Raw genomic sequence first — 23177 nt, 5'->3', positions numbered from 1 at the left:
ACGGGTATTAAGGGGAGTAAGAAGCTTAAAAACAATCGCAATTTCTATGAAAAGGAAGTGTACCTAAATGGATATGCAGACGAAAGTAAAAGAACTGCTTTATCATAAGCCATTGCAACAAAATTGGGGAGCGAGAAGAGCCGCGAAGGACAAAAAGTATCGGGCATCCTCTACATATGTGCAGGATTACGTTGTGCTCGATTTTGAAACGACGGGATTTCGAGCAGGTGCCGATCAAATTATTCAAATTGGCGCCATTAAATATGTAAAACATGAACAGACGGACATACTAAGTACATTCATTAATCCGCATCGCTATATTCCGCTTTCCGTTACACAGCTAACAGGTATTTCAAATGAGATGGTTCAAGCAGCGCCAACGATTGACGAGAAAATCGAGGAGCTTCTTGCATTTATTGGTGATTTGCCGGTTATCGCTCACAATGCTTCCTTCGATATGGGGTTTTTGTATGCACTGGAACGTATTAAAGGTGTTCATATTCCTGAATTGATTGTGATTGATACGATGAAGCTTGCGCGGAAAGTCATTACGGAGACGCCGAATCATAAATTGGTGACGTTGACGAACTATTTACAGTTGGAACATGATGCGCATGATGCAATTGGTGATTGTTTGGTAACTGCAGAGATTTATCAATACTGTATGCGCAAACTGGGTTAATTGGATTCAGTGCGGTCTAAAATTTTGCCGACAAGGATTTTTTGTTCTTCGCTATCATATACCTTGAAGGAGACCATCGAGCGGAAATGAGGCGATTTTGAATGAGAAAAAAATTATGGATGATTTGTATGGCATTGCTGGGCAGTTTGCTTTTTGGCGTAGCAACAGGTGAAGCGGCGGAGGTACAGCCAACTCAGCATATTGGGCTTCATGATCGATTGTTACCGATTACCGATATCCGTATAATCGATGGCGATGTAAAGGTTCCTTTAAATGAATTTATCACGTATATGGACGCGAAAATGGATGTTAGTAAGGGCAAGCTCCGTATTCAAAAACGAGGTTCTGAAATCGTTTATCAGCTCAAATCGCAGCGAACATCGAAAGCGGGCGTCGAAGCAAGTGGTTCGCCGATTCTCGATATTGACGGCAATTTATTCATAAGCGTGACGTATTTTGCGGAGGCGACGGGATTCAAGATTGATGCGATGCCGACTGTGAATACATTGCGTATTTACCGTGATGACTATGAGCATATGGGTTCTATCGCTTATGAGAAGCATATCCAAGCTTTGGTAGTGAAGCCCCAAGTGCCAAAAGCGACTGTCTATTTAACGTTTGACGATGGGCCGAATCGTTATACAAGGGCTAATGTTAGTACGTTGAAAAAATATCAAGTGCAAGGTACCTTTTTCTTTCTTGGCAAGCATATGAAGAAAAATGAAGACATTGTTCGCACAGTAGCTGATGCCGGGCATTATATTGGCACGCATAGTATGACGCATGATGTGAAGAAAGTATACGAATCCCCCGAAACATTTATTGAGGAAATGAATGAAGGAACACAACTCATTCAGCAAATAACAGGAAACGAGGCAAAATTGCTGAGGGTTCCTTACGGCAGCAAACCACATGTAACGCCTGCAATGAAAAGACAATTGAATGTCAATGGCTATAAAATGTGGGATTGGCATGTGGACTCAAATGACTGGCGCTATACAGATCAGCAAGTGGGAGAAATTGTGAAAAACGTTCGGAATGGTGTTCAGCAATCCTACAAATCCGGCAATCGGGATATTATCATTTTGCTCCATGATCAAGGCCCAACGACAAAAGCGCTGCCAGCGATTATTGAATGGCTGCAAAAAGAAGGCTATACCCTGAAGACGTACGAACCTGAGCATCATGTTATCCGAAATTTTCTATATGATACGACGTTGTAATGAAAAAACGCCTCATTGTAGGTGTTTTTTTGTGGGGATTTTGTGTGTAAAGTGGCAGCGGAAGCGCGCAAAGTTAGTGTGGGACCGCGCAAAGTGGTTGCGGAAGCGCGCAAAGTTAGTGTGAGACCGCGCAAAGTGGCAGTCGAAGCGCGCAAAGTTAGTGTGGGACCGCGCAAAGTGGCAGCGTAAGCGCGCAAAGTTAGTGTGGGACCGCGCAAAGTGGCAGTCGAAGCGCGCAAAGTTAGTGTGAGACCGCGCAAAGTGGCAGCGTAAGCGCGCATAGTTAGTGTGGGACCGCGCAAAGTGGCAGTCGAAGCGCGCATAGTTAGTGTGAGACCGCGCAAAGTGGCAGCGTAAGCGCGCAAAGTTAGTGTGAGACCGCGCAAAGTGGCTGTCGAAGCGCGCAAAGTTAGTGTGGGACCGCGCAAAGTGGCAGCGTAAGCGCGCAAAGTTAGTGTGAGACCGCGCAAAGTGGCTGTCGAAGCGTGCATACCTAGTGCGTCCTTGTGTCTTTGAACTGTTGAAACTTTCCGTCAATTCCGTTAAAGTGGGGTATATTCAACGATGGGGGTTTTCAAAATGTTCCAGTTTGATCGGTTAGGGCATGAAATTGTGGATGAACTGTCTCGACTGATTCGGGAGCAGATTCTTTTAACGGATCGGCGTGGGTTTATTCAGGCGAGTACGGATTCGGAGCGCATTAATCAGTTTCATGAAGGCGCGTTGATTAGTCTACGGGAAGAGCGGATTATCCATATGACGGATAAGGAAATGGCGAGTTTGCGAGGGGTTCGAAAAGGAATTGTGCTACCGATTATTATTGAAGGGGAGCCGATTGCTGTGTTAGGCATAACGGGTGAGCCGGAGAAGATTCAACCGCAAGCGTTGCTTATTTTACGGGTGGTTGAGCTGTTTATACAGGATGCGCTGAAACGGAAGGTTGAAGAGGAGAAGGTTCGGGAGCTGGAGTTTTTTGTTTTTGACTGGCTGACGTCGGTGACGAAGGATGGGCGTTTTCTTGAACGCGCAGCGATTTTGGGCATTGACGTGGAGTTGTATAAGCAGGTGACGCTTATAGAGGCGCTGGATGATACGAAGCAATTTACGATTCAGCAAGTGACGGAGTTATTGTCACTACAAAATCTGCATCCGTTAGTTAAAATGATTCGTTGGGGGCAGGGGAAGATTCTGATTTTATTGCCCGAAATGGATCAGAATGTGCTGAAGACGGAGTTGGAGCATGTGTTGTTGCATGTGAAGCGGCGCATGAAAATCGATGCGGCAGCTGGCATTGGGGAGGCGATGTCTTTCAATGAATTGACGAAGTCGTTTAACCAGGCGGAGCGAGCAACGGAAGTGTCAAAAAAATTGCGGCGCATTGTTTTTGAACATGAATTGCGCTTTGACCTGCTGTTGCATAGTCTACCGAAAAGTGTGCGCGAAGAATTCGTGCAGCGAACGATTGCGCCACTTCAAGAAGAAGCAGAGCTTTTACATAATTTGCGCGTCTGGTTTGCGGAAAATCAATCGATGCAAAATACGGCGCAGAAATTGCATATACATAAAAACACGCTGTCTTATCGCCTGCAGAAAGTGGAGCAATTAACCGGTCTTTCTGTCTCGAATATTCAAGATGTTTTCCTAATTTACCTGGGTTTGTTATTTATCGACGAGTCTTCAGCACTAGTATAATACCCAAAAAGAGTGTCCATTTCGGATGCTCTTTTTGTATGTATGCACAAGAAAAATGCTAGAAGTACGTTGAAATGTTGTTTGTGTGACTATATCTTCTTAACAATCAGAATATTAGAATAGGTTTAGACGCACCGAACAGGGGAGGCAGGTTGGCAAATGGAGACGAAAATTCTTGAACAGTTAGTTGCCATTACGGGCAGTCAGTATGCGAAAACGACAGCGGCACAAAAATTAGCCTATTCCTATGATGCAACGCCCAATTTCCAAGCGATGCCAGATGTCATCTTGTCACCGGGATCGACGGAGGACATTCAAGCCATTGTCAAAGTGTGTGCCACACATCGCATTCCAATTATTTCACGCGGGTCTGGAACGAATTTGGCGGCGGGAACGGTACCGACAGCTGGTGGTGTCGTGTTGTTATTCAATCGTATGAATCAGTTGCTAGAGTTGGATGAAGGCAATCTGACCATTACGGTTCAGCCAGGCATGATCACAAGTGAAATCAATGCACTTGTGGAGCCAAAGGGATTGTTTTATCCGCCAGATCCGAGCTCCATGAATATTTCCACAATCGGTGGCAATGTCAGTGAAAATTCAGGTGGTCTAAGAGGATTGAAATATGGGGTGACGCGTGACTATGTCAAAGGGCTAACCATTGTGTTGCCGAATGGCGAGCTATTGAAAACAGGCGGCAAGCTGGCAAAGGATGTAGCGGGTTATGATTTGACTAGTTTGTATGTCGGTTCTGAAGGGACGTTAGGTGTCATTACGGAAATTACTTTATCGCTTATACCTGCGCCCGCATCGAAGCAAACGCTGCTTGCCTTTTACAATCATTTGGAGGAGGCAGCCGAGGCGGTGTCGTCTATTATTGCTGCAAAGATTATCCCGACAACATTGGAGTTTATGGATAAAGGGACGATTGAAACCGTTGAGGATTTTATGAATATCGGACTGCCGACAGATTGTGAGGCGATGCTACTGATTGAGCAAGATGGGGATCCGCTCATCGTAGAAAAGGACATGGCGCTTATGCATCAGCTTTGTATGGAACAAGGGGCAACGTCCACACAACATGCGCAAACAGAAGTGGAAGCGGAGCAATTACGCATCGGGCGAAGGTCGGCATTATCGGCTCTTGCGCGTAAACGACCGACGACGATTTTAGAGGATGCGACAGTGCCACGGTCTGAGATTGCCAACATGGTAAAAGCCATTCAACAAATTGCGGACAAGTATGACTTGGTCATTTGCACATTTGGCCATGCTGGGGACGGCAATTTGCATCCAACTTGTTTAACAGATGCGCGTGATCAGGAAGAGATGCTGCGGGTAGAAGCTGCGTTTAGTGAAATATTTGAACACGCGATTCAGCTAGGTGGCACGATTACAGGTGAGCATGGTGTTGGAGAAATGAAATCGCCTTATTTGGAGTGGAAAGTCGGGGCAGCTGGTATGGAAGTAATGCGCAATATCAAGAAAGCTGTGGACCCGTTACAGATTATGAATCCGGGCAAAATCTTTGCGAAGGATACGAAGAAGAGAGTTGTGGTGCAGCATGGCTAGCGTGCAGACAGCAGACATCCGCCAAGCATTTGTAACCCATGTCGATGACAACCGTTTAATGGATTGTATGCGTTGTGGATTTTGCCTTCCTGCATGTCCGACATATATTCACTCCGATCAGGATGAAACACAGTCACCGCGCGGACGGATTGCGTTGATGAAGGCGGTTCGAGATGGAACGATTGCATGGGATGGTTCCATTGAAGAAGCGTTCGATTTATGCCTCGGTTGCCGTGCTTGCGAGCCGGCTTGTCCGGCAGGTGTGCAGTACGGCATTTTAATAGAAGAAACACGTGAAGCGATTCAGTCAGTGAAAAAGCAATCATTGAAAGAGCGTATTGTTCGCAAAGGGGCCTTTGAGCATTTATTTGCGGATCAGCGCAAGATGAAAACAGCGGTGAACTTGGTGACGTTTTATCAAAAATCGGGGTTGCAAAAAGTGGTACGCAAGATTGGGTTTTTAGAGTTGTTTCCGCCGTTTATGAAAGAGATGGAGCAGATTTTACCGGAGCCGGCGAAGCGTTCACGTCCGTCGATGGACAAGGCGCAAGTACAGGTCAAGGTGGCATTTTTTGCGGGTTGTTTAATGGACACGCTCTTTCAAGAAACGAACCGCCGTACCATTGAGTTGCTGGAGAAGTTTGGCTGTGAGGTGGTCATTCCGAAGGGGCAGCAATGTTGTGGGGCGTTACATGGTCATAGCGGAGAGTTGGACAAGGCGAGGCGCAATGCGCGGTCTAATTTAGCAGCCTTTGATGTTGTGGGTGTTGATTTTATTGTCAATAATGCGGGCGGTTGTGGTGCATTTTTGGCAGAATATGATCAATTGCTTGAACAGGATCCGGTGTTAGCGACGAAAGCACAGCAATTTACAGCGAAGCAGATTGATATCTCGTCATTGCTTGTGAAGTTAGGAGCTGTGGCGTACTTGGAAAGTTTGCCTGCTACTGCATCTACTGAACTTGTGACTTATCAGGATTCCTGTCATTTGCGCAATGTGAACGGGGTGAAAGAGCCACCGCGTGACATTTTGAAAGCAGTAAAGGATTGTACATTTGTGGAATTACCCGGTGCGGATCTTTGTTGTGGTTCCGCCGGTATTTATAATGTACTTCAACCAGAAATGGCGTCTCGTATTCTAGCGTCGAAAATGATGGAAGTGAAAGGAGTTCAAGCGAGTACAATTATTACGACGAATCCGGGTTGCTTGTTGCAGATGAAAGTCGGCATTGAGCGCGAAGGTCTTTCAGCGACAACGCGTGCGCTACATTTGGTTGATTTTATGTATGAAAAGGTACGTTAACACATAATTGGAGGGATATTGAATGGGGAAAAAAAGAGCATGGTCTTTGGGAGCACTTGGATTATCAGCAATGTTATTGTTAGGGGCTTGTAGTTCGGGAGGTGGCGGTACTGGGGATTCCGGCGGTTCTGATGGTGCAGATAAAGGCGGGGATGATAAGTCCTATAAGCTGAAAATGTCGGTGACGGTTAACGATTCGTCGACTTGGTATCAGGCGGCTGAAAAGCTAGCGAATGATATGAAAGAGGAAACGGACGGTCGGATTACGATTGATTTATTCCCGAATGAGCAGTTATCTGGTGGCGATTCTGGAAAAGGCGTAGAGCTTCTGGCGAAAGGGTCGACGGATTTGAGTTTCCACTCGACAATCATTTATTCGATTTTAGATCCACGTCTTGGCGTTGCGAGTGCACCATTCTTGTTTAAAGATACGGAGGGTGTCGATAAAGTATTTGGTGGAAGTGGTGGAGAAGCCATCACTGAAATTTTACAAGAAAAAGGTGTTCAGGCGTTAGGATATGGGGAAAATGGCTTCCGTCAAATTACCAACAGCAAGCATGAAATCAAATCGCCAGACGATTTAAAAGGACTGAAAATTCGTATTCCAGGCATTACGATGTATACCGATTTGTACCGTGAGCTAGGCGCAGATCCAACGACAATGACATTCTCTGAAGTGTTCACATCCCTTCAACAAGGAACGATTAATGGACAAGAGAATCCGATTGACGTTATCCATTCATCGAAACTAAATGAAGTACAAGATTACATTACGATGTGGAACTATTCGTATGACCCACTTGTCTTGGGCATCAATAAAAAGCTTCTCGATTCAATGAGCGAAGAGGACCAAGCGTTGTTTACGAAACTTGGCAAAGAAGCAGCGGCTTATCAAGTAGAGCTTGCACGTGAAAAAGAAGCACAGCAGATTGAAGAGTTGAAAGCGACTGGTATGCAGTTTTATGAGCCAACAGAAGCAGAATTGGCTACATTTACAGAAAAGGTTCAACCTGTTTACGACAAATACAAAGACATTTGGGGCGAGGATTTGCTGAAAGCATTCCAGGATCAATAATAGCGGGGGGACCTATGTATGGAAAAAGTGATTAGCAGATTGGAAGAATGGATTGTCGCCATTGTTATGGCGGTTATGTCCACGATTGCCTTTGTTAACATTCTTTCGAGGGGAATTGCTAATTATTCACTATCCTTTACGGAAGAAATTACGATTAATTTGTTTGTGTTACTAACATTTGTTGGAACGGCCATCGGTGTGCGTCAAAACGCACACCTTGGCTTTACCTTGGTTTATGATTTGGTGAATGATGGCTTGAAGCGTGTCATAACGCTATTTGTAGGGCTTATGATGGCGTTGTTATTCGGCGTGTTATTGTATTTTGGGATTCAAATGGTGTTGTTCCAGATTCAGATGGGACAGAAAACACCGTCACTTGGCTGGCCACAATGGTGGTTTTCCTTAGCGATGCCGTTTGGTGCGCTGCTTTGTTTGTATCGAACATTGCAAGTAACGGTGAAAGAATTTCGTGAGCATGGCGTGAAAGGAGGTCAATCACTATGATGGCATTAATTTTATTTGGACTATTTTTCCTCCTTGTTATGCTACGTTTGCCGATTGCAGTGGCGTTGGCGATTTCTTCAATTGCGGTGCTATTTACGGGAAGTGGGGTTTTTGGCCTCGAGCTTGTCGCGGATATTATGTATACGAGTGTGTCGAAGTTTACATTGCTTGCCATTCCGTTTTTCATCCTAGCGGGTGTCATTATGGAACAGGCAGGGATTTCTAAACGGTTGATTGACTTTGCGCAATCCCTTGTGGGACATAAGAAAAGCGGGATTGTCTTTGTGACGGTTATGACGGCGATTTTCTTTGCCGCAATTTCGGGCTCAGGTCCTGCGACCGTGGCGGCCATTGGGGGAATTTTAGTTCCAGCAATGGTGAAAAGCGGTTACAAAAAAGAAACGGCCGGCGCACTTGTTGCGAGTTCGGGTGCGATTGGCATTATTATTCCACCAAGTATTGCGTTTATCGTGTTCGCAGTTGTTGCTGGCGATCAGCTACCGATTTCCATTGCACGCTTGTTTATGGCAGGTGTGATTCCCGGGTTAATGTTAGGTGTTGGTTTTATTCTAGCGGCGATGTATGTGAGATGGCGTCAAGAGGTTAAAAGTGGACCATTGCAAGGCTTTACGCCGATGCCACGTGCAACAGGAAAAGAGCGATGGAAAGCCTTTACAGGTGCATTATGGGGATTGCTCATTCCAGTTATCATTTTAGGTGGAATTTACGGTGGGTTCTTTACGCCAACGGAAGCTGCGGTAATCGCGGTATTTTACGGATTATTTGTCGGATTCTTTGTGTATAAAGAATTGAATATGAAAAAAATGTTTGATATTTTAGTAGCTTCATCTATTCAAACAGCAGTCGTCATGTTTATCGTCAGTGCAGCTTCTGTCTATGCGTACATTATTACGACTGAACAAATTGCGATGCAAATTTCAGATGCTATGTTAGGACTATCTGAAAATCCGATTATTATCTTGCTGCTTGTGAACGTCTTGCTATTAATCGCGGGGATGTTTATCGATGCGATTTCGGCTTATTATATTTTCATTCCGATTTTATTGCCAATTATGATTATGTTTGAGGTCGATCCGACAGTGTTTGGGGTCTTTATGACTGTGAACTTGGCCATTGGGCTTTTTACACCACCAGTCGGGTTGAACTTGTATGTGGCGACGGGGATTTCGAAAACGTCACTGGGGGAAATTTCGAGGGGCGTCATTCCGTTTGTTGTGTCTTCGATTATTATTCTATTGCTAATTACGTATGTTCCATGGTTTTCAACGTTTCTACCAGATTTATTAAATATTAAATAAGGGGATGGCAGGATGAGAGTGAATGGACAAACAGCGATTATTACTGGGGCGGCAAGTGGCATTGGAGCGGAATCAGCGGTCTATCTAGCAAAAGAAGGTGCGAATATCGTGCTCGTCGATTTGCAATCCTGTGCGAAAACGATTGAGTCGATTCGAGCACAAAATTCGGAGGCGAAAGTGCTGGAATGTTTGGGGGATATTCGGGATCCGGAATTTGTTAAAGCGACAGTTGCGCGTGCATCGGATACGTTTGGGGAACTACATATTTTGGTTAATAATGCAGGGACATGTAGTCGACTTGGCATTGACACGATGACGTTGGATATGTGGGAGCGAGATATGGATACGAATGTTAAAGCGGCATTTTTGTTCATACAGGCAGTTGTGTATCCACATATGATTGAGCAGAAATACGGGCGGATTATTAACATCAGTTCGATTTCGGGTTTGAATGGTGGCGTTGTATCGGGGCAGGAAGATAGCAGTGGCCGTTCGGGTCCAGCGTATTCGGCTTCGAAAGGCGCGGTCATTGCTTTGACGAAGTGGGTGGCGAAAGAGCTTGGTGGACAGGGCATTACGTGTAACTCTGTTGCGCCGGGTGCGACTTTGACGGGGATTACGACAGGTGTGGCGTATGATTTAAGCCAGCAAGTGATTAAGCGCATGGGGACACCGGGTGATATTGCAGAGGCTGTGATGTATTTCGCGTCCCCGGAATCGAGCTACGCGACGGGGCAAGTGTTGAAGGTGGATGGGGGCCACAGCTTTGGGTGAAACGATTCAAGCTGTATATGATGAGACAACTCACCGTATTGTCGGACGGTTGACAAAAGACGTCGATCTGTTTGGTGGCATGAAAGAGGTATGTCGAAAGTTCAATGTGCAGGCGGCCCAGTTTCAATGCATGGGGTCGCTTGCACATGCGACATATTGTCAGCCAGAGCAAACGAGCGATGGCGAGTTACGTTATTCCCCGAAAATTAAAAGTGCTACGCCTGTCGAATTGTTGTCAGGGACGGGGTTTGTTGGGCTTGATGTCGATGGCGAGCTGGATATTCATTTTCATGGATTGTTTGTAGACTGCCAGCAGACGATTAGTGGCGGCCATTTTCTTGAGGGGGAAAATCCTGTGGCGATTACCATTGAGTTTATCTTGTTTCCGTTGCCGGATGTGCAGTTGCAACGGGGCAATGATGCGATTTGGAATTTGCCAATTTTTCAGTTCAATACTGCAAAATCAAAGTGATTTAGAAAGGGTGTTTCATAGTGGAGACATTAGGACAGTTAGCGCTCAAATCGGCGGCCGCTTATCCCAATAAGCTTGCGGTCAAAGATCAGTACCGGGCGTTTACGTATCAAGAACTGAAGGAACGTGCTGATGCATTGGCAGCGTATTTTCAGGCGCAAGGCTTTCAAAAAGGGGATCGCATTGGGATTTTGATGGCGAATCGTTTGGAGCATATTGAGCTGGATATTGCCGTGTCGCTTGCAGGTCTGGTCAAAGTGCCGCTCAATTATCGCCTACATCCGAAAGAACATCAGTATATGTTGGAGGATGCAGGGGTGCGTTTAATTATTGGCGATCAAGCACTGATTGAACCGATTGGGAGTACTGTTCAGGTGTTGCCAGTTGGGGAGGTTTATGAGCAAGCTGTGCAGTCACATCTTGGCCAGCAGTTTGTCGCGGAGGTTGCGGAAGATGATGTGTTTGCGATTATGTATACATCGGGAACGACGGGTAATCCCAAAGGGGTTATGCTGTCGCATCGTAATATGATTGCAGGGGCACTATCCCTCGCGACTGTGTGCGAAGTGAATTATGACGATATTATCGGGCATGTGGCACCATTGACGCATGGCAGTAATTTTTTATCGCATGTGGCTTGGTTGTATGGCTCGACGCAAATTGTATTTGATTCATTTGAGCCGGAAGAGTTTGTCAATGACTTGGCGAAAGAGCGCGTGTCCATTATTTTCTTAGTGCCGACAATGGTCAATTTGATGATTCAGCATCCGACGTTTGATGCCAAGAAGTTGTCGACTTTGAAGAGCATTAATATGGCGGGGTCGCCGATTGCAGCGAGTAAGTTGGAGCAGGCACTTAGCCTAACGGGACCGATTTTTGCGCAGACGTATGGGCAAGTGGAAGCGCCGATGTGTATTACGATGATGCCAAAGAAGGAACTCGGTTCTAGGCTGGAGTCATGCGGTCGAACGGGTTTATTTGTCAATGTGAAAATTGTAGATGATAAGGGACAGGAAGTGGCGTCAGGCAAGGTCGGTGAAATCATCTGTAAAGGCTCGCTAGTTATGCAAGGTTATTGGAATAATGCGCAAGCGACAGCGGAAACGTTGAAGGACGGCTGGTTGCATACAGGGGATTTAGGCTGGAAAAGCGCGGAAGGTTATGTGCATATTGTCGATCGCAAGAAGGATGTCATTATTTCGGGCGGGGTTAATATTTATCCACGTGAAGTAGAAGAAGTGTTGAATATCCATCCTGGTGTGAAAGAGACGTGTGTCATTGGGGTACCTGATGATAAATGGGGTGAAAACGTCGTTGCGTATGTCGTGCAAAACGGGACATATCCTGTGACTGATGACGAGTTGCTAGCGCTTTGTGTGGACAATATGGCGAGTTTCAAAAAGCCGAAGGAAATTCACTTTGTAGATGCCTTGCCAAAAAGCTCGTACGGGAAAATTTTGAAGCGTGAACTGCGGGACCAACATGAGGGGGCGAGGGCGTGACGGATGTTTATGTACATGGAATTGGGATGACACAATTTGGAACGTTTGTTGACCGAACGATGAAAGATTTGCTGTTGGATGCTTGTGTACAAGCGTTGGAAGATGCCGGAAATCCACGCGTCGATGCCGTTTTTATCGGCAACTTTATGGGGGGGGCGATTTACAATCAAGAGATCTTAGGCGCCATCGTTGCTAATGAATTGGGTCTGGGATTTATTCCGACGGCGAAGGTGGAAGGGGCGTGTGCTTCCGGCGGTATCGCGGTTCGACAAGGGGTACTGGGGATTTTGAGTGGTGAATATGATACGGTGCTCGTCGCGGGTGTGGAAAAGATGAAGCATGCTTCGACGGCGGATGTGACACAGGCGATTAATGCGGCGATGGATAATGACTCCAATGAGAAGCATGCGGGGCTAACGTTTCCGGGATTTTTCGGCGTGTTAGCGAATCGTTATTTTTACGAAACAGGCGCGTCGAAAAAGCATTTGGCGATGGTGGCGTTGAAAAATCGGGAGCATGCGCTGAACAATCCATTGGCACAATTCCAAAAGGCGACGACATTGGATGAAATTATGGGTGCGCGGATCATTACGAATCCGCTTGGCTTGTTTGACTGCTCGCCGATGACGGATGGAGCAGCAGCTGTTGTCATTTCTAGGGAGAAGTCGTCCGTGCATATTCGTTCGTCAGCGCAAGCATCGGGCCCTACGCAGATGCAAGACGCGGATGATTTATTGTCGATTCCAGCGATTGGGGAATCGGGACGTATGGCGTATGAAAAGGCCGGTGTTGGGCCGGGAGATATTGATGTTGTTGAAATTCATGATTGTTTTTCGATGACGGAATTGCTGGCGATTGAGGAATTAGGTTTCTTCAACAAGCGTGAAGGTTGGAAGGCGATTGAAGAAGGGCGCACGAAGGCAACGGGGGATAAGCCTGTCAATACGAGTGGGGGTCTGCTGTCACGGGGGCATCCGATTGGTGCAACGGGCGTTGCCCAAATATATCAGCTTGTTCGACAGTTGCGTGGCACAGCGGTCAATCAAGTCGACGGCGCACGACTGGCACTTGCACAAAATTTAGGTGGTACAGGTTCGTATTCGACTGTGCACATTTTGGAGAGGGTGTGAGCGATATGAATGTTTTTACTTGTAATGGATGTGATTATCAGAGCATGACAGCGAAGTATGTGTGTCCAAAGTGTCGCCAAGGGAAATTTGAGACGCGCGAAGTTTCATCGAAGGGTACGGTTTATAGCTTTACGGATATTCATATCGCGCCGGCGGAATTCGCGGGGATTGCTCCTTATACTGTGGCGCTTGTTCAGTTGGATGAGGCGAATGTTAAGGTGACGACACGTATGGCGTTGGGTGTGCAGATTGGCGATTGTGTGGAGCTCGATAGGATTGAGGATGGGGCGTTTTTGTATAAGGGAGTGTAGAGGAGTGTGTGTGCTGAGCGCGCAAAGCCGTGCTCGAAGCGCGCATAGTTGATGTGAAACCGCGCAAAGTCGTGTTCTAAGCGCGCATAGTTGATGTGAAACCGCGCAAAGTTGTGTTCTAAGCGCGCATAGTTGATGTGAAACTGCGCAAAGTCGTGCTCGAAGCGCGCATAGTTGATGTGAAACCGCGCAAAGTTGTGCTCGAAGCGCGCATAGTTGATGTGAAACCGCGCAAAGTTGTGCTCGAAGCGCGCATAGTTGTTGTGAAACCGCGCAAAGTCGTGTTCTAAGCGCGCATAGTTGATGGGTAACCGCGCAAAGTCGTGCTCGAAGCGCGCATAGTTGATGGGCAACCGCGCAAAGCCGTGCTCGAAGCGCGCATAGTTGATGGGTAACCGCGCAAAGTTGTGCTCGAAGCGCGCATAGTTGTTATGCAAACACGCGGTTAGGGGTGGTTTTTGTTGGTTGGGGGGCTGTGGATGAAGTGGATTCAAGCGGTAACCACGCTGATATCGAGATTTTTGCCTGTATGGATTGTTCTGTTGTCGCTCATCGCTTATTCCTTTCCTGATGCCTTTATTTCGATTCGTGGGTTGACGGGTGTTGGTTTGGGGACGATTTTTCTATTGATGGGATTGTCTCTGTCGACGGAGAAATTGCTGACGGTGATTAAAAATCCGAAGCATGCGCTATTGGGTGTCTTGTTAAAGTGGACGATCATGGTTGCGGTGACGGTGAGCGTGGCGTATTTGTTTTTCCGGGATAATGCGGAACTTGCGACGGGTGTGATTTTGGCGGGGACTGTGCCAAGTGGGACGTCTGCGAATATTTATACGTTTATCGCTGGAGGAGAGGCGGCGTTAAGTATTACGATGGCGACGCTGGATACGTTCATCTCTCCTCTATTAACGCCGACGCTTGTGCAAGTGTTTTCCGGGAAATTAATTCCCATTGCTTTTTGGCCTCTTTTTATCAATATTATTTATATTGTTTTCATTCCACTTTTGACGGGATTGCTGTTGCAATGGAAATGGGCTAAACGCATAGAGGTTGTAAAACCGTACATGTCTGTCCTGTCTCAACTCGCTTTATTCATAGTAGTGCTCTCCGTAATTTCGAATGCGCAAAGTTCGTTGCAGGATAATTTATCGGCGCTGCCATTGATTTTTTTAGCGGTGTTTTTTCAAGTGTCGATTCCAATGGCAGCTGGGTATTTTATTGCCAAATGGCTGAAGGTGCCAGAGGAAAATGCGCGTGCGATTTTGTTTCACACGGGGATTTGTAACACGGCGCTTGCTGCCACGTTGGCGATGGAGCATGTTAGTTCACTGGCGGCGGTTCCGGCTGTTGCGAATATGGTGGTGAATTTAACGTTGGGGGCCATTGTAGCGAATTTGTTTGCGAATAAATATAAGATGACACGTACGTAGTACTCTTTAAGTCGATTGTGGCTTGAAGAGTTTTTTATTTTACCAATCAGTCATAATTTGCCTGATTGGTAAAATAACCACAATTTGGACTCTCGTAAAATAGTGGGAACATGGTACGATTAGATGCGTGTGAAAAAGCAAGACTACTAGACGGAGGTCAGGAAATGAAGAGATTTTCAAGTTTACAAAAAATCGCGAGCGCTGCTTTGGCGACAATGTTAGCTGCTAGCGCAGTTGTGTTTGCTGCGCCGCAACAAACACAGGCGGAGGAAGAGGAAACGTTATTCTTTTCAGATGTCCATGAAGACGATCATTTTTATGATGCGGTGTTGAGTTTAACCGCTCGGGATATTATTAAAGGATATAAGGACGGTACATATAGACCTTATCAATCGTTAACACGTGGACAAGCTGCGAAAATTTTAGCGTTAACGTTGGAGTTAGATACGGAAGATGTTGAAAATCCAGGTTTTACGGATGTGAACGAAACGGATGAGTTTTACGGTCCAATCGCTGCTTTGGCACAAGAGGGGATTATTAACGGTTATGACGTTGAAGGCGTAAAATCGTTTAAGCCAGGTAACCCACTGACACGCTCACAAATGGCGAAAATTATTAATCTAGGATTTGAGTTAGAAGAAGAGACGTTGACAGATACACGATTCACCGATGTGAAAAGTGATGATGAGTTTGCAGGATACGTGCAGGCGTTGTTGACGCATAACATTACAACAGGCACGACGCCAACGACATTCAGTCCAGCTGCGTTTGTGACACGTGGACAAATGGCTTCATTTGTTTATCGCAGTGAAGCAGCTGTTTTACCAGGTGGTCTAGTGGCGGAAGATTTTGGTGTGTTAGGGGAGTCGAGTTACACAGCTGGCGTAGCTTTGACAGATGGGCAAACTGTTAGTGACATCGAATTTTTAGCAGTTGAGTGGTATGACCATGAAGATAATCTATTAGCTTTAGGGTTTTTGACAGAGAAATTAGCAGGGGAATATCCGGAAGCGACACAACTCTCTATGCCATTTGACGCTGCATTTAATTATGAGGCAGATGGATATTGGGACGTAGAGGGAGATTTCGAAGGCGAGCCAACACAAGTCGTCTTTACGGTAGTTTATGCAAATGGGAAAGAAGTATCTGTAGAAAATACGCGAATTGCTTCAGGCGGGCTTGTTGCACAAGATTTTGGCTTCGTTAGTGGCAGCATGTATTCAGCAGGTGTTAGTTTCACTGAAGGCAAAACGTTAAGCGATGTAGCGGCGTTAACGGTCGAGTGGTTTGATCATGAAGATAACTTGCTTGTAACAGGGACGTTGACGGATACATTAGCAGCAGAATATCCGGAAGCTACACAATTGTCCATGCCATTTGACGCTGCATTTGATTATGAAGCGGATGGGGTTTGGGAAGTAGCAGGAGACATCAAGGGTGAACCGACGAAAGTGAAGTTCACTGTGACGTATACAAACGGTAAAGAAGTTTCAGTAGAAAATACGCGTGTTGCTACGGGCGACACGGTAGAAGAAGACTGAATCAAGCCATTCATAAGTAGAAAGCAAGAGAGTTCACTGATGCGGGTTATCAGTGGACTCTCTTTTCTTATTGAATAATATGAGCCCCCTTCACATACGATGGATAAATAAAAAGTGGGACAAACTGGTGGAAGGAGACGAGTCAGATGCACAAAGCAGATATCATCATTGTTGGTGGGGGCGTTATGGGATCGAGTACGGCGTATGCATTGCGCATGAATGGTTTTGAAGGACGTATTGTCGTTTTTGAAAAAGATGCCACATATCAATATGCGTCTACGCCTCGCAGTGCCGGGGGATTTAGGCAGTTATATTCTACGTCGATTAATGTTCAACTGAGCCGTTATAGTTTGCATGTGTATAAAGACTTTGCCGACAACATGGCGATTAATGGAGAACGCGCAGAAATTGATTTCAAACAGCGGGGCTACTTGTTTTTAGCGACTGAAAGTATGATGCCTTATTTTGCGAAACAACTACGGACACAGCATGAGTATGGTGTACCTTCCGAGTTGCTCACGCCAAAGGAGTTATTGCCGATTATTCCTGAGTTGGAAATTGGGGATCTTGCGGGCGGGCTTTACTGTCATGAGGACGGTTATCTTGATCCTTATTCAGTCATGCAAGCCTATCGGAAAAAAGCACAAGCGCTTGGAGTGGAGTATATCGCAGAGGAAGTTGAGTCTCTTGTAACGGAAGGGGCCGGCATAACGGGCGTTCGTTTAACGGATGGTGTGATGTACGGATCTCGCATTGTCATTAATTGTGCCGGGGCGTGGGGAGCGGCTTTAAGTGAAAAAATGGGCTTGCCGGTACCGGTTGTCCCGTTAAAAAGGCAAATGTATGTGTTGGATACGGCACGACAACTTGAAAGAAAGTTGCCATTAACGATTGATCCAACGGGTGTTTATTTTCGTCATGAGGGTGAAAAAGTGGTGGCGGGATTTTCGGATGATGTTCCACCAGGCATGGATTTCACTTGGAAACGTTCGTCTTTTGATACGTTATGGCCGATTTTAGCCCACCGCGTGCCAAATTTCGAACAGCTTAAATTGGAATCGGGCTGGGCTGGTTTATATGATTTTAATACGGTGGATCAAAATGCCATTATTGGCGAGCATCCGATGATGAAGGGCTATTTTATGGCACTTGGTTTTAGCGGGCATGGGATGCAACAAGCACCGGGTGTTGGACAAGGGTTGGCGGAACTGATTTGTAGGGGAAAATACGAAACGATTGACCTGACCCCATTGCGTATCGAGCGATTTGCGGAGAACGACCTAGTGTTGGAGAATGCGATTGTCTAACGACTATTAAATTCAAGGGAGATGAGTGAATTGCATACAATCATCATGTTTGAATTCGTATTATATCTAGTAATGATGCTCGTAGTTGGGTATGTCGTTAGCCGACGTACGAAAAGCCATGCTGATTTTCTATTAGGTGGAAAGCAGTTGCCAGGCTGGGCTTTGGCGTTCTCGGAACGTGCCACGGGGGAATCGGCTTGGCTTCTTTTGGGCTATACGGGCTTTGTCTTTGCGACGGGTTTATCGGGCATTTGGGTGGCAGCGGGGATTGCCTCCGGTATAATCTTCGCCTGGTTGTTTTTAGCGAAACGATTCATGAAGGAAGCGGAGGAAACCGGGGCGTTGACACTACCTAGTTTTTTAGCGCAACGTTTTGGAAAGCACGGAAAGGTGATCCTTTGGCTTTCTACGATTCTGATCTTTAGTTTTATGATGTTTTATTTCGGGGCCCAGATTGCCGGGGCGGGGAAAACATTATTCGCTGTTTTCAATATACCTCCGACCGTTGGGGCTATTTTAAGTATCGTAGTCGTAATTATCCTTTCTTACATCGGTGGATTTGTTACGGTCGTTTGGACGGACATGATTCAAAGTCTGATGATGCTTGTAACATTAGTTGTGTTGCCGATTGTAGCTCTATTTCATATTTCAGCAGCTGATTTATCGATAAGCCAAGCGTTGACTGCTGCTGGGCCATCCATGGATTCTTGGACTGGCGGGGCCATTGGGTTTTCTTTAGGGCTGTTATTGTTCAATAACTTCGCCTGGTTTTTCGGTTTTCTAGGTGGACAGCCGCAACTAAGTGTCCGCTTTATGGCGCTTAGAAGTAAGAAAGAAGCAAGGACGGGAAGCATCGTCGCCATCTCGTGGACAATTTTGGCTTATGGTGGTGCATTCATGATTGGGATTACTGCCCTCACATTGTATCAAGGACAAGCGTTTGCCGACGTCGAAATGATCTTGCCATTTATGATCCTCGATTTGATGCCGCCTTGGATTGCAGGTATTTTACTAGCGGGTATTCTTGCAGCGATTATTTCAACTGCAGATTCACAGCTAATGGTCATTACAAGTTCGGTCAGTGAGGATATTATTCGTAGTGCCATGAATATGAAACTATCAGAAAGCAAGCTCGTCGCCATCTCAAGAATTACCATCATTTGTGCTGGACTCGTAGGTTTAATCATAGCCTTGACATCCAAATCATTGGTTTTCTTAGTTGTCAGTTGGGCATGGGCTGGAGTGGGATGTACGTTATCGCCAGCAATCATCTTGACATTTTTCTGGAAACGCTACTCAGGTATCGGGGTTATCGCGACAATCATTACCGGATTTTTATCGACAGTTCTTTGGATCTCAACGCCACTCGAAGAATTGGCTACATCCCGTTTTACAACTTTCTTCATCGCCGCTTTTGCCGGAATTGTCTTTAGTTTGCTGTTTCCGGATAAAGAGGAAAAGGAATTGGACGTTGTGGAAGAGAAGTAGTTTAGCGAATCAATTGTAAACCTCTTTAAGTCTAATTATGGCTTAAAGAGGTTTTTTTAGATTCAATATCACCTAAAGTGACTCTCAACTCTCACAATTCAACCTAATAAGAATTATTTGTTTTAAAGGGTTGTAATGTGTTGGAATATGGTTTAGAGTAATTAGAAAATAAAGATAGTTAGAGGTGTAGTTATGGATGCGGAATATTTAATAGACGTAATAAGAGGCGAAATGGTAGAAAGTCGGCATGAAGGACACGTAGCGGTCGTGAATAGTGAAGGACAACTACTCTATTATAATGGGGATCCGAATCGTGTAACGTTTGCTCGTTCATCTATGAAACCGTTGCAAGCGATTCCAATTGTGGAGACGGGTGCTGCTGATTTTTACAACTACAATCAAGCAGAACTATCTTTAGCATGTGCATCACATAATGGAGAGAATCAGCATACTGATCGAGTGAAAAATATTTTACATAAACTAGATTTAACCATTGACCATTTAAAATGTGGCACACATCCCCCTCGCTGGCAGGAAACGTACGAGGAGTTAATGAAGTCTGGCAAGGAAGTGACACCGGAATACAATAATTGTTCTGGCAAACATAGCGGCATGCTTGCGACAGCCAAATATATGGGGGAGCGTGTCGACGATTATTACAAGATGGACCATCCTGTACAACAAAGAATTCTCGAAGTGATTAGCGATCTCTCTGAAATTCCGATGGACGAGATTGAAATTGGTGTTGACGGATGTGGAGTTCCGGTCCATGGGATTCCATTAAAAAACCTCGCGATGAGTTTTGCGAAAATGGCGAATCCTGTTGCATTTCCAGAGAAGCGAAAAAATGCCATTGAACGCGTAACAGCGGCAATGATGGCAGAACCGGAAATGGTTGGAGGAACGGATCGTTTTTGTTCAGATTTTATGCGAATTGAAGATGGACGGATGTTTGGCAAGGTAGGAGCTGAGGGTGTTTATTGCGTGGGTGATAAAGAAACAGGACTTGGAATTGCTATTAAAATTGAAGATGGCAATAGCCGAGCAACTTCCCCCGCTGTCGTTGAGGTACTAAAGCAACTGAATTTACTTAACGAAGAGCAACAGGAGCGTTTACAAGCATATCACCAGCCAGAATTGAAAAACGCAAGACAGGAAGTCATTGGGCAATTGCGTCCAATCTTTACGTTAAAAAATGCCTAATGCATTTTTTATAAATATGACAACAAAGGGGAGTTTAGGATGAGAAAAGCGTTTAGCGTACTTTCTTTACTAGCTTTATCGTTGGTTCTCGTACTAGCCGGTTGTACAAGCGGCTCGGGCGATGGAAAAGACCTAGCAAAAGGTAGCGATAAAGGGGGAGAAAAGGCAACAAAAGAAGGCAAGGACATTGTCATTGCAGTAGCAGATAACTTTACAGGCATGGATCCACACGATACGAATGATACATTATCGAACTCAGCTCAAAAGGCGATGTTGGAAGGTCTTTTAGGCTTCGATAAAGATATGAACGTTGTGAACGTGTTAGCAGAAGAGTATACAGCGAGTGAAGATGCGACTGAATTCATATTCAAGCTACGCGAAAATGTGAAATTCCACGATGGCACATCTTTTAACGCAGAAGCAGTTAAGGTGAACTTTGATCGACTTTCAGATCCTGAAAGCGGTTTGAAGCGACACAGTCTATTCAGCTTAATTCAAAACATTGAAGTACTTGGCGATTATGAAGTGAAATTTACATTATCAGAGCCATTTGGTGCGATGATCAATACATTTGCGCATCCATCTGCGATGATTCATAGCCCGAAAGCATTGGAAGAGTTCGGTAAAGAGGTTGCAAGAAACCCAGTCGGAACAGGTCCATTTAAATTTGTAGAATGGAAACCAAGTGAAGGCTTAGAAGTTGTGAAAAACGAAGAGTATTGGAAAGAAGGATCACCGAAAGTAGATTCGATTACGTTCAAGCCAGTATCGGAAAATGGTTCACGTATTGCGATGCTACAAACAGGTGAAGCAGACTTCATCTACCCAGTACCAACGGAACAAGCTGATAGTATTAACGGAAAAAATGGCATCGAAGTGGAAAGTAACCCGTCTATCATTGTCAGCTATATGGCCATGAATACGATGAAAAAACCATATGATGATGTGAAAGTGCGACAAGCATTGAACTATGCAGTGAATAAAGAAGCATTCGTAAAAGTAGTGACAAACAATTACGCAAGTATATCAGATTCAATCATTGCACCGGATGTTCAGTACTATGCGAAACAAGATCCATATGCATTTGATCTTGAAAAAGCAAAAAGCTTATTGAAAGAAGCGGGCTACGAAAACGGTTTTAAAGCAACGCTTTGGGGTGGTAACAGCTCTAGTACCATCAAAGCAATGGAGTTTTTACAACAACAATTAGCGCAAGTAAATGTAGAAGTAGAAGTTGTACCAATGGAAGCAGGTACAGTTTCCGATAAAATTTGGTCTGTTCAAAAGGCAGAAGATGCTGAAATTGAACTGTATTACGGTGGTTGGTCTCCATCAACAGGTGATGCGGATTGGGGTATTCGTCCATTAGTTGGCGGTGCAGATGCATTCCCACCAAAATCGTATAACATCTCTTACTATGATAATCCAGAGGTTAACGCATCCATTCAAGCAGCACTCCAAACGGCTGATTCAGACAAACGTGCAGCAGCATACAAAGAGGCACAAGAAATCATATGGAAAGATGCACCATGGGTTAACTTAACGACAGGGAAAACGATGGCAGGTAAGAAAAACTATCTAGACGGCGTCTATTTATTGCCAGATGGTTCACTAAGCGTTACCGATATTGAAATCAAGTAAAAAATACTGACGGATAGAGTGCTATGTATGGTGTATAGCACTCTATTTTCTACCTAATAGGAGGGATGAAGATGCTCGGTTTTATTACAAAGAGGCTCATCGAAATCATACCAATTTTGTTTTTGGTAACCATTCTCATCTTTCTTTTCGTACATATGATCCCAGGTGATCCAGCTCGTCTCGTTGCAGGGCAAGATGCAACTATTGAAGACGTGGAAATGGTAAGGAAAGAATTAGGGTTGGACAAACCGATACACGAACAATACATCTCTTACATGGCGAATCTATTCAAAGGGGATTTAGGCACATCGCTTAAAACGAAACGCCCGGTTCTTGAAGAAATTGGGGAGCGCTTCATGCCGACATTTTGGTTAACCGTCTGGAGTATGGTGTGGGCAGTTTGTATTGGGTTAATAATTGGTGTGATTTCGGCAACAAAAAGAAATAAGTGGCAAGATTATTTAGGAATGTTTGGCGCTGTTTCGGGGCTATCATTGCCATCATTTTGGCTAGGTCTTTTACTGATTCAAATTTTCGCAGTGACACTCGGTTGGTTACCTTCAGGTGGAATGGAATCATGGAAAAGCTATATCCTCCCTGCCTTCACACTTGGGACAGGGGTAGCAGCAGTCATCGCTCGTTTTACAAGATCTTCCTTAATGGATGTATTGAAAGAAGATTATATCCGTACAGGTCGATCAAAAGGGTTGAATGAGCGCAATGTCATTTGGGGACATGGATTGAGGAACGCTATGATTCCGGTTATTACGATGACAGGTTTACAATTCGGTTTTTTACTCGGTGGATCGGTTGTCATTGAAACGGTATTTAGCTGGCCTGGTTTAGGAAAACTGCTAATCGATTCAGTGGCGTATCGGGATTATCCAGTCATTCAAGCAGAAATGTTACTGTTCGCTTTGCAATTTATTTTAATCAATTTAATCGTAGATTTGTTGTATGGCGTGTTGAACCCACAAATTCGATATGAGTAAGGAGGGACCAGTTATG

Annotated in this window: 22 protein-coding genes; all 22 read left to right on the top strand. The window is 45.2% G+C overall.

Annotated elements, in window-relative coordinates; all coding sequences use genetic code 11:
- Positions 1-67 precede the first annotated feature (67 nt).
- The 22 genes from MKY34_RS21465 to gsiC all read left to right on the top strand — a co-directional run bounded on the left by MKY34_RS21465 (position 68) and on the right by gsiC (position 23161).
- Positions 68-682 carry an exonuclease domain-containing protein gene (locus tag MKY34_RS21465; RefSeq protein WP_342513136.1) on the top strand — a complete coding sequence of 205 codons (615 nt, stop codon included), beginning with the start codon at positions 68-70 and terminating at the stop codon, positions 680-682.
- 101 nt (positions 683-783) lie between these two features.
- A complete protein-coding gene (locus MKY34_RS21460) occupies positions 784-1905 on the top strand; it encodes a polysaccharide deacetylase family protein (protein ID WP_342513135.1) in 1122 nt (373 codons plus the stop codon).
- A 42-nt stretch (positions 1906-1947) separates the two neighbouring features.
- Positions 1948-2094, top strand: coding sequence for a hypothetical protein (locus MKY34_RS21455; protein ID WP_342513134.1), 147 nt, complete (start codon positions 1948-1950; stop codon positions 2092-2094).
- A 390-nt stretch (positions 2095-2484) separates the two neighbouring features.
- Positions 2485-3597 carry a sugar diacid recognition domain-containing protein gene (locus tag MKY34_RS21450; RefSeq protein WP_342513133.1) on the top strand — a complete coding sequence of 371 codons (1113 nt, stop codon included), beginning with the start codon at positions 2485-2487 and terminating at the stop codon, positions 3595-3597.
- A 159-nt stretch (positions 3598-3756) separates the two neighbouring features.
- Positions 3757-5169, top strand: coding sequence for an FAD-linked oxidase C-terminal domain-containing protein (locus MKY34_RS21445; protein ID WP_342513132.1), 1413 nt, complete (start codon positions 3757-3759; stop codon positions 5167-5169).
- Positions 5162-6472, top strand: coding sequence for a (Fe-S)-binding protein (locus tag MKY34_RS21440; RefSeq protein WP_342513131.1), 1311 nt, complete (start codon positions 5162-5164; stop codon positions 6470-6472). Before MKY34_RS21445 ends, MKY34_RS21440 begins: the two co-directional genes overlap by 8 nt.
- 22 nt (positions 6473-6494) lie before the next feature.
- Positions 6495-7547 (top strand): DctP family TRAP transporter solute-binding subunit, encoded by a 1053-nt coding sequence (locus MKY34_RS21435; RefSeq protein WP_342513130.1) that lies wholly within the window; start codon positions 6495-6497, stop codon positions 7545-7547.
- 18 nt (positions 7548-7565) lie between these two features.
- On the top strand, positions 7566-8051 hold the full coding sequence (locus MKY34_RS21430) for a TRAP transporter small permease (RefSeq protein WP_342513129.1): 486 nt from the start codon (positions 7566-7568) through the stop codon (positions 8049-8051).
- Positions 8048-9370, top strand: coding sequence for a TRAP transporter large permease (locus tag MKY34_RS21425; protein WP_342513128.1), 1323 nt, complete (start codon positions 8048-8050; stop codon positions 9368-9370). Before MKY34_RS21430 ends, MKY34_RS21425 begins: the two co-directional genes overlap by 4 nt.
- Positions 9371-9382: 12 nt before the next feature.
- Positions 9383-10144, top strand: coding sequence for an SDR family NAD(P)-dependent oxidoreductase (locus MKY34_RS21420; protein ID WP_342513127.1), 762 nt, complete (start codon positions 9383-9385; stop codon positions 10142-10144).
- The gene (locus MKY34_RS21415) at positions 10137-10616 is read left to right on the top strand and encodes a PPC domain-containing DNA-binding protein (RefSeq protein ID WP_342513126.1); all 480 of its coding nucleotides are present in this window, start codon (positions 10137-10139) and stop codon (positions 10614-10616) included. The genes MKY34_RS21420 and MKY34_RS21415 overlap by 8 nt, the downstream gene beginning before the upstream one ends.
- A 20-nt stretch (positions 10617-10636) precedes the next feature.
- The gene (locus MKY34_RS21410) at positions 10637-12118 is read left to right on the top strand and encodes an AMP-binding protein (protein ID WP_342513125.1); all 1482 of its coding nucleotides are present in this window, start codon (positions 10637-10639) and stop codon (positions 12116-12118) included.
- Positions 12115-13248 (top strand): beta-ketoacyl synthase N-terminal-like domain-containing protein, encoded by a 1134-nt coding sequence (locus MKY34_RS21405; protein ID WP_342513124.1) that lies wholly within the window; start codon positions 12115-12117, stop codon positions 13246-13248. Before MKY34_RS21410 ends, MKY34_RS21405 begins: the two co-directional genes overlap by 4 nt.
- Positions 13249-13253: 5 nt before the next feature.
- Entirely contained in the window at positions 13254-13559 is a 306-nt protein-coding gene (locus MKY34_RS21400; RefSeq protein WP_342513123.1) for an OB-fold domain-containing protein, read from the top strand.
- A 137-nt stretch (positions 13560-13696) separates the two neighbouring features.
- On the top strand, positions 13697-13849 hold the full coding sequence (locus MKY34_RS21395; protein WP_342513122.1) for a hypothetical protein: 153 nt from the start codon (positions 13697-13699) through the stop codon (positions 13847-13849).
- A gap of 189 nt (positions 13850-14038) precedes the next feature.
- Complete coding sequence (locus tag MKY34_RS21390) at positions 14039-14989, top strand: bile acid:sodium symporter family protein (RefSeq protein WP_342513121.1); 951 nt, start codon at positions 14039-14041, stop codon at positions 14987-14989.
- A gap of 164 nt (positions 14990-15153) precedes the next feature.
- Positions 15154-16530: an S-layer homology domain-containing protein gene (locus tag MKY34_RS21385; RefSeq protein ID WP_342513120.1), complete on the top strand. Its 1377-nt coding sequence runs from the start codon at positions 15154-15156 to the stop codon at positions 16528-16530.
- 146 nt (positions 16531-16676) lie between these two features.
- Entirely contained in the window at positions 16677-17837 is a 1161-nt protein-coding gene (locus tag MKY34_RS21380; protein WP_342513119.1) for an FAD-dependent oxidoreductase, read from the top strand.
- 30 nt (positions 17838-17867) lie between these two features.
- Positions 17868-19325, top strand: coding sequence for a sodium/proline symporter (locus MKY34_RS21375; protein ID WP_342513118.1), 1458 nt, complete (start codon positions 17868-17870; stop codon positions 19323-19325).
- A gap of 192 nt (positions 19326-19517) precedes the next feature.
- On the top strand, positions 19518-20528 hold the full coding sequence (locus tag MKY34_RS21370) for an asparaginase (protein WP_342513117.1): 1011 nt from the start codon (positions 19518-19520) through the stop codon (positions 20526-20528).
- A 39-nt stretch (positions 20529-20567) separates the two neighbouring features.
- Positions 20568-22169 (top strand): glutathione ABC transporter substrate-binding protein, encoded by a 1602-nt coding sequence (locus MKY34_RS21365; protein ID WP_342513116.1) that lies wholly within the window; start codon positions 20568-20570, stop codon positions 22167-22169.
- 71 nt (positions 22170-22240) lie between these two features.
- On the top strand, positions 22241-23161 hold the full coding sequence (gene gsiC / locus MKY34_RS21360) for a glutathione ABC transporter permease GsiC (protein WP_342513115.1): 921 nt from the start codon (positions 22241-22243) through the stop codon (positions 23159-23161).
- Positions 23162-23177: the final 16 nt, after the last annotated feature.

Origin of the sequence: Sporosarcina sp. FSL K6-1522 (assembly GCF_038622445.1) — a bacterium.
Lineage (GTDB): Bacteria > Bacillota > Bacilli > Bacillales_A > Planococcaceae > Sporosarcina.
The sequence above is the reverse complement of the archived record's forward strand: the minus strand, read 5'-3'. Positions and strand labels throughout refer to the sequence as shown.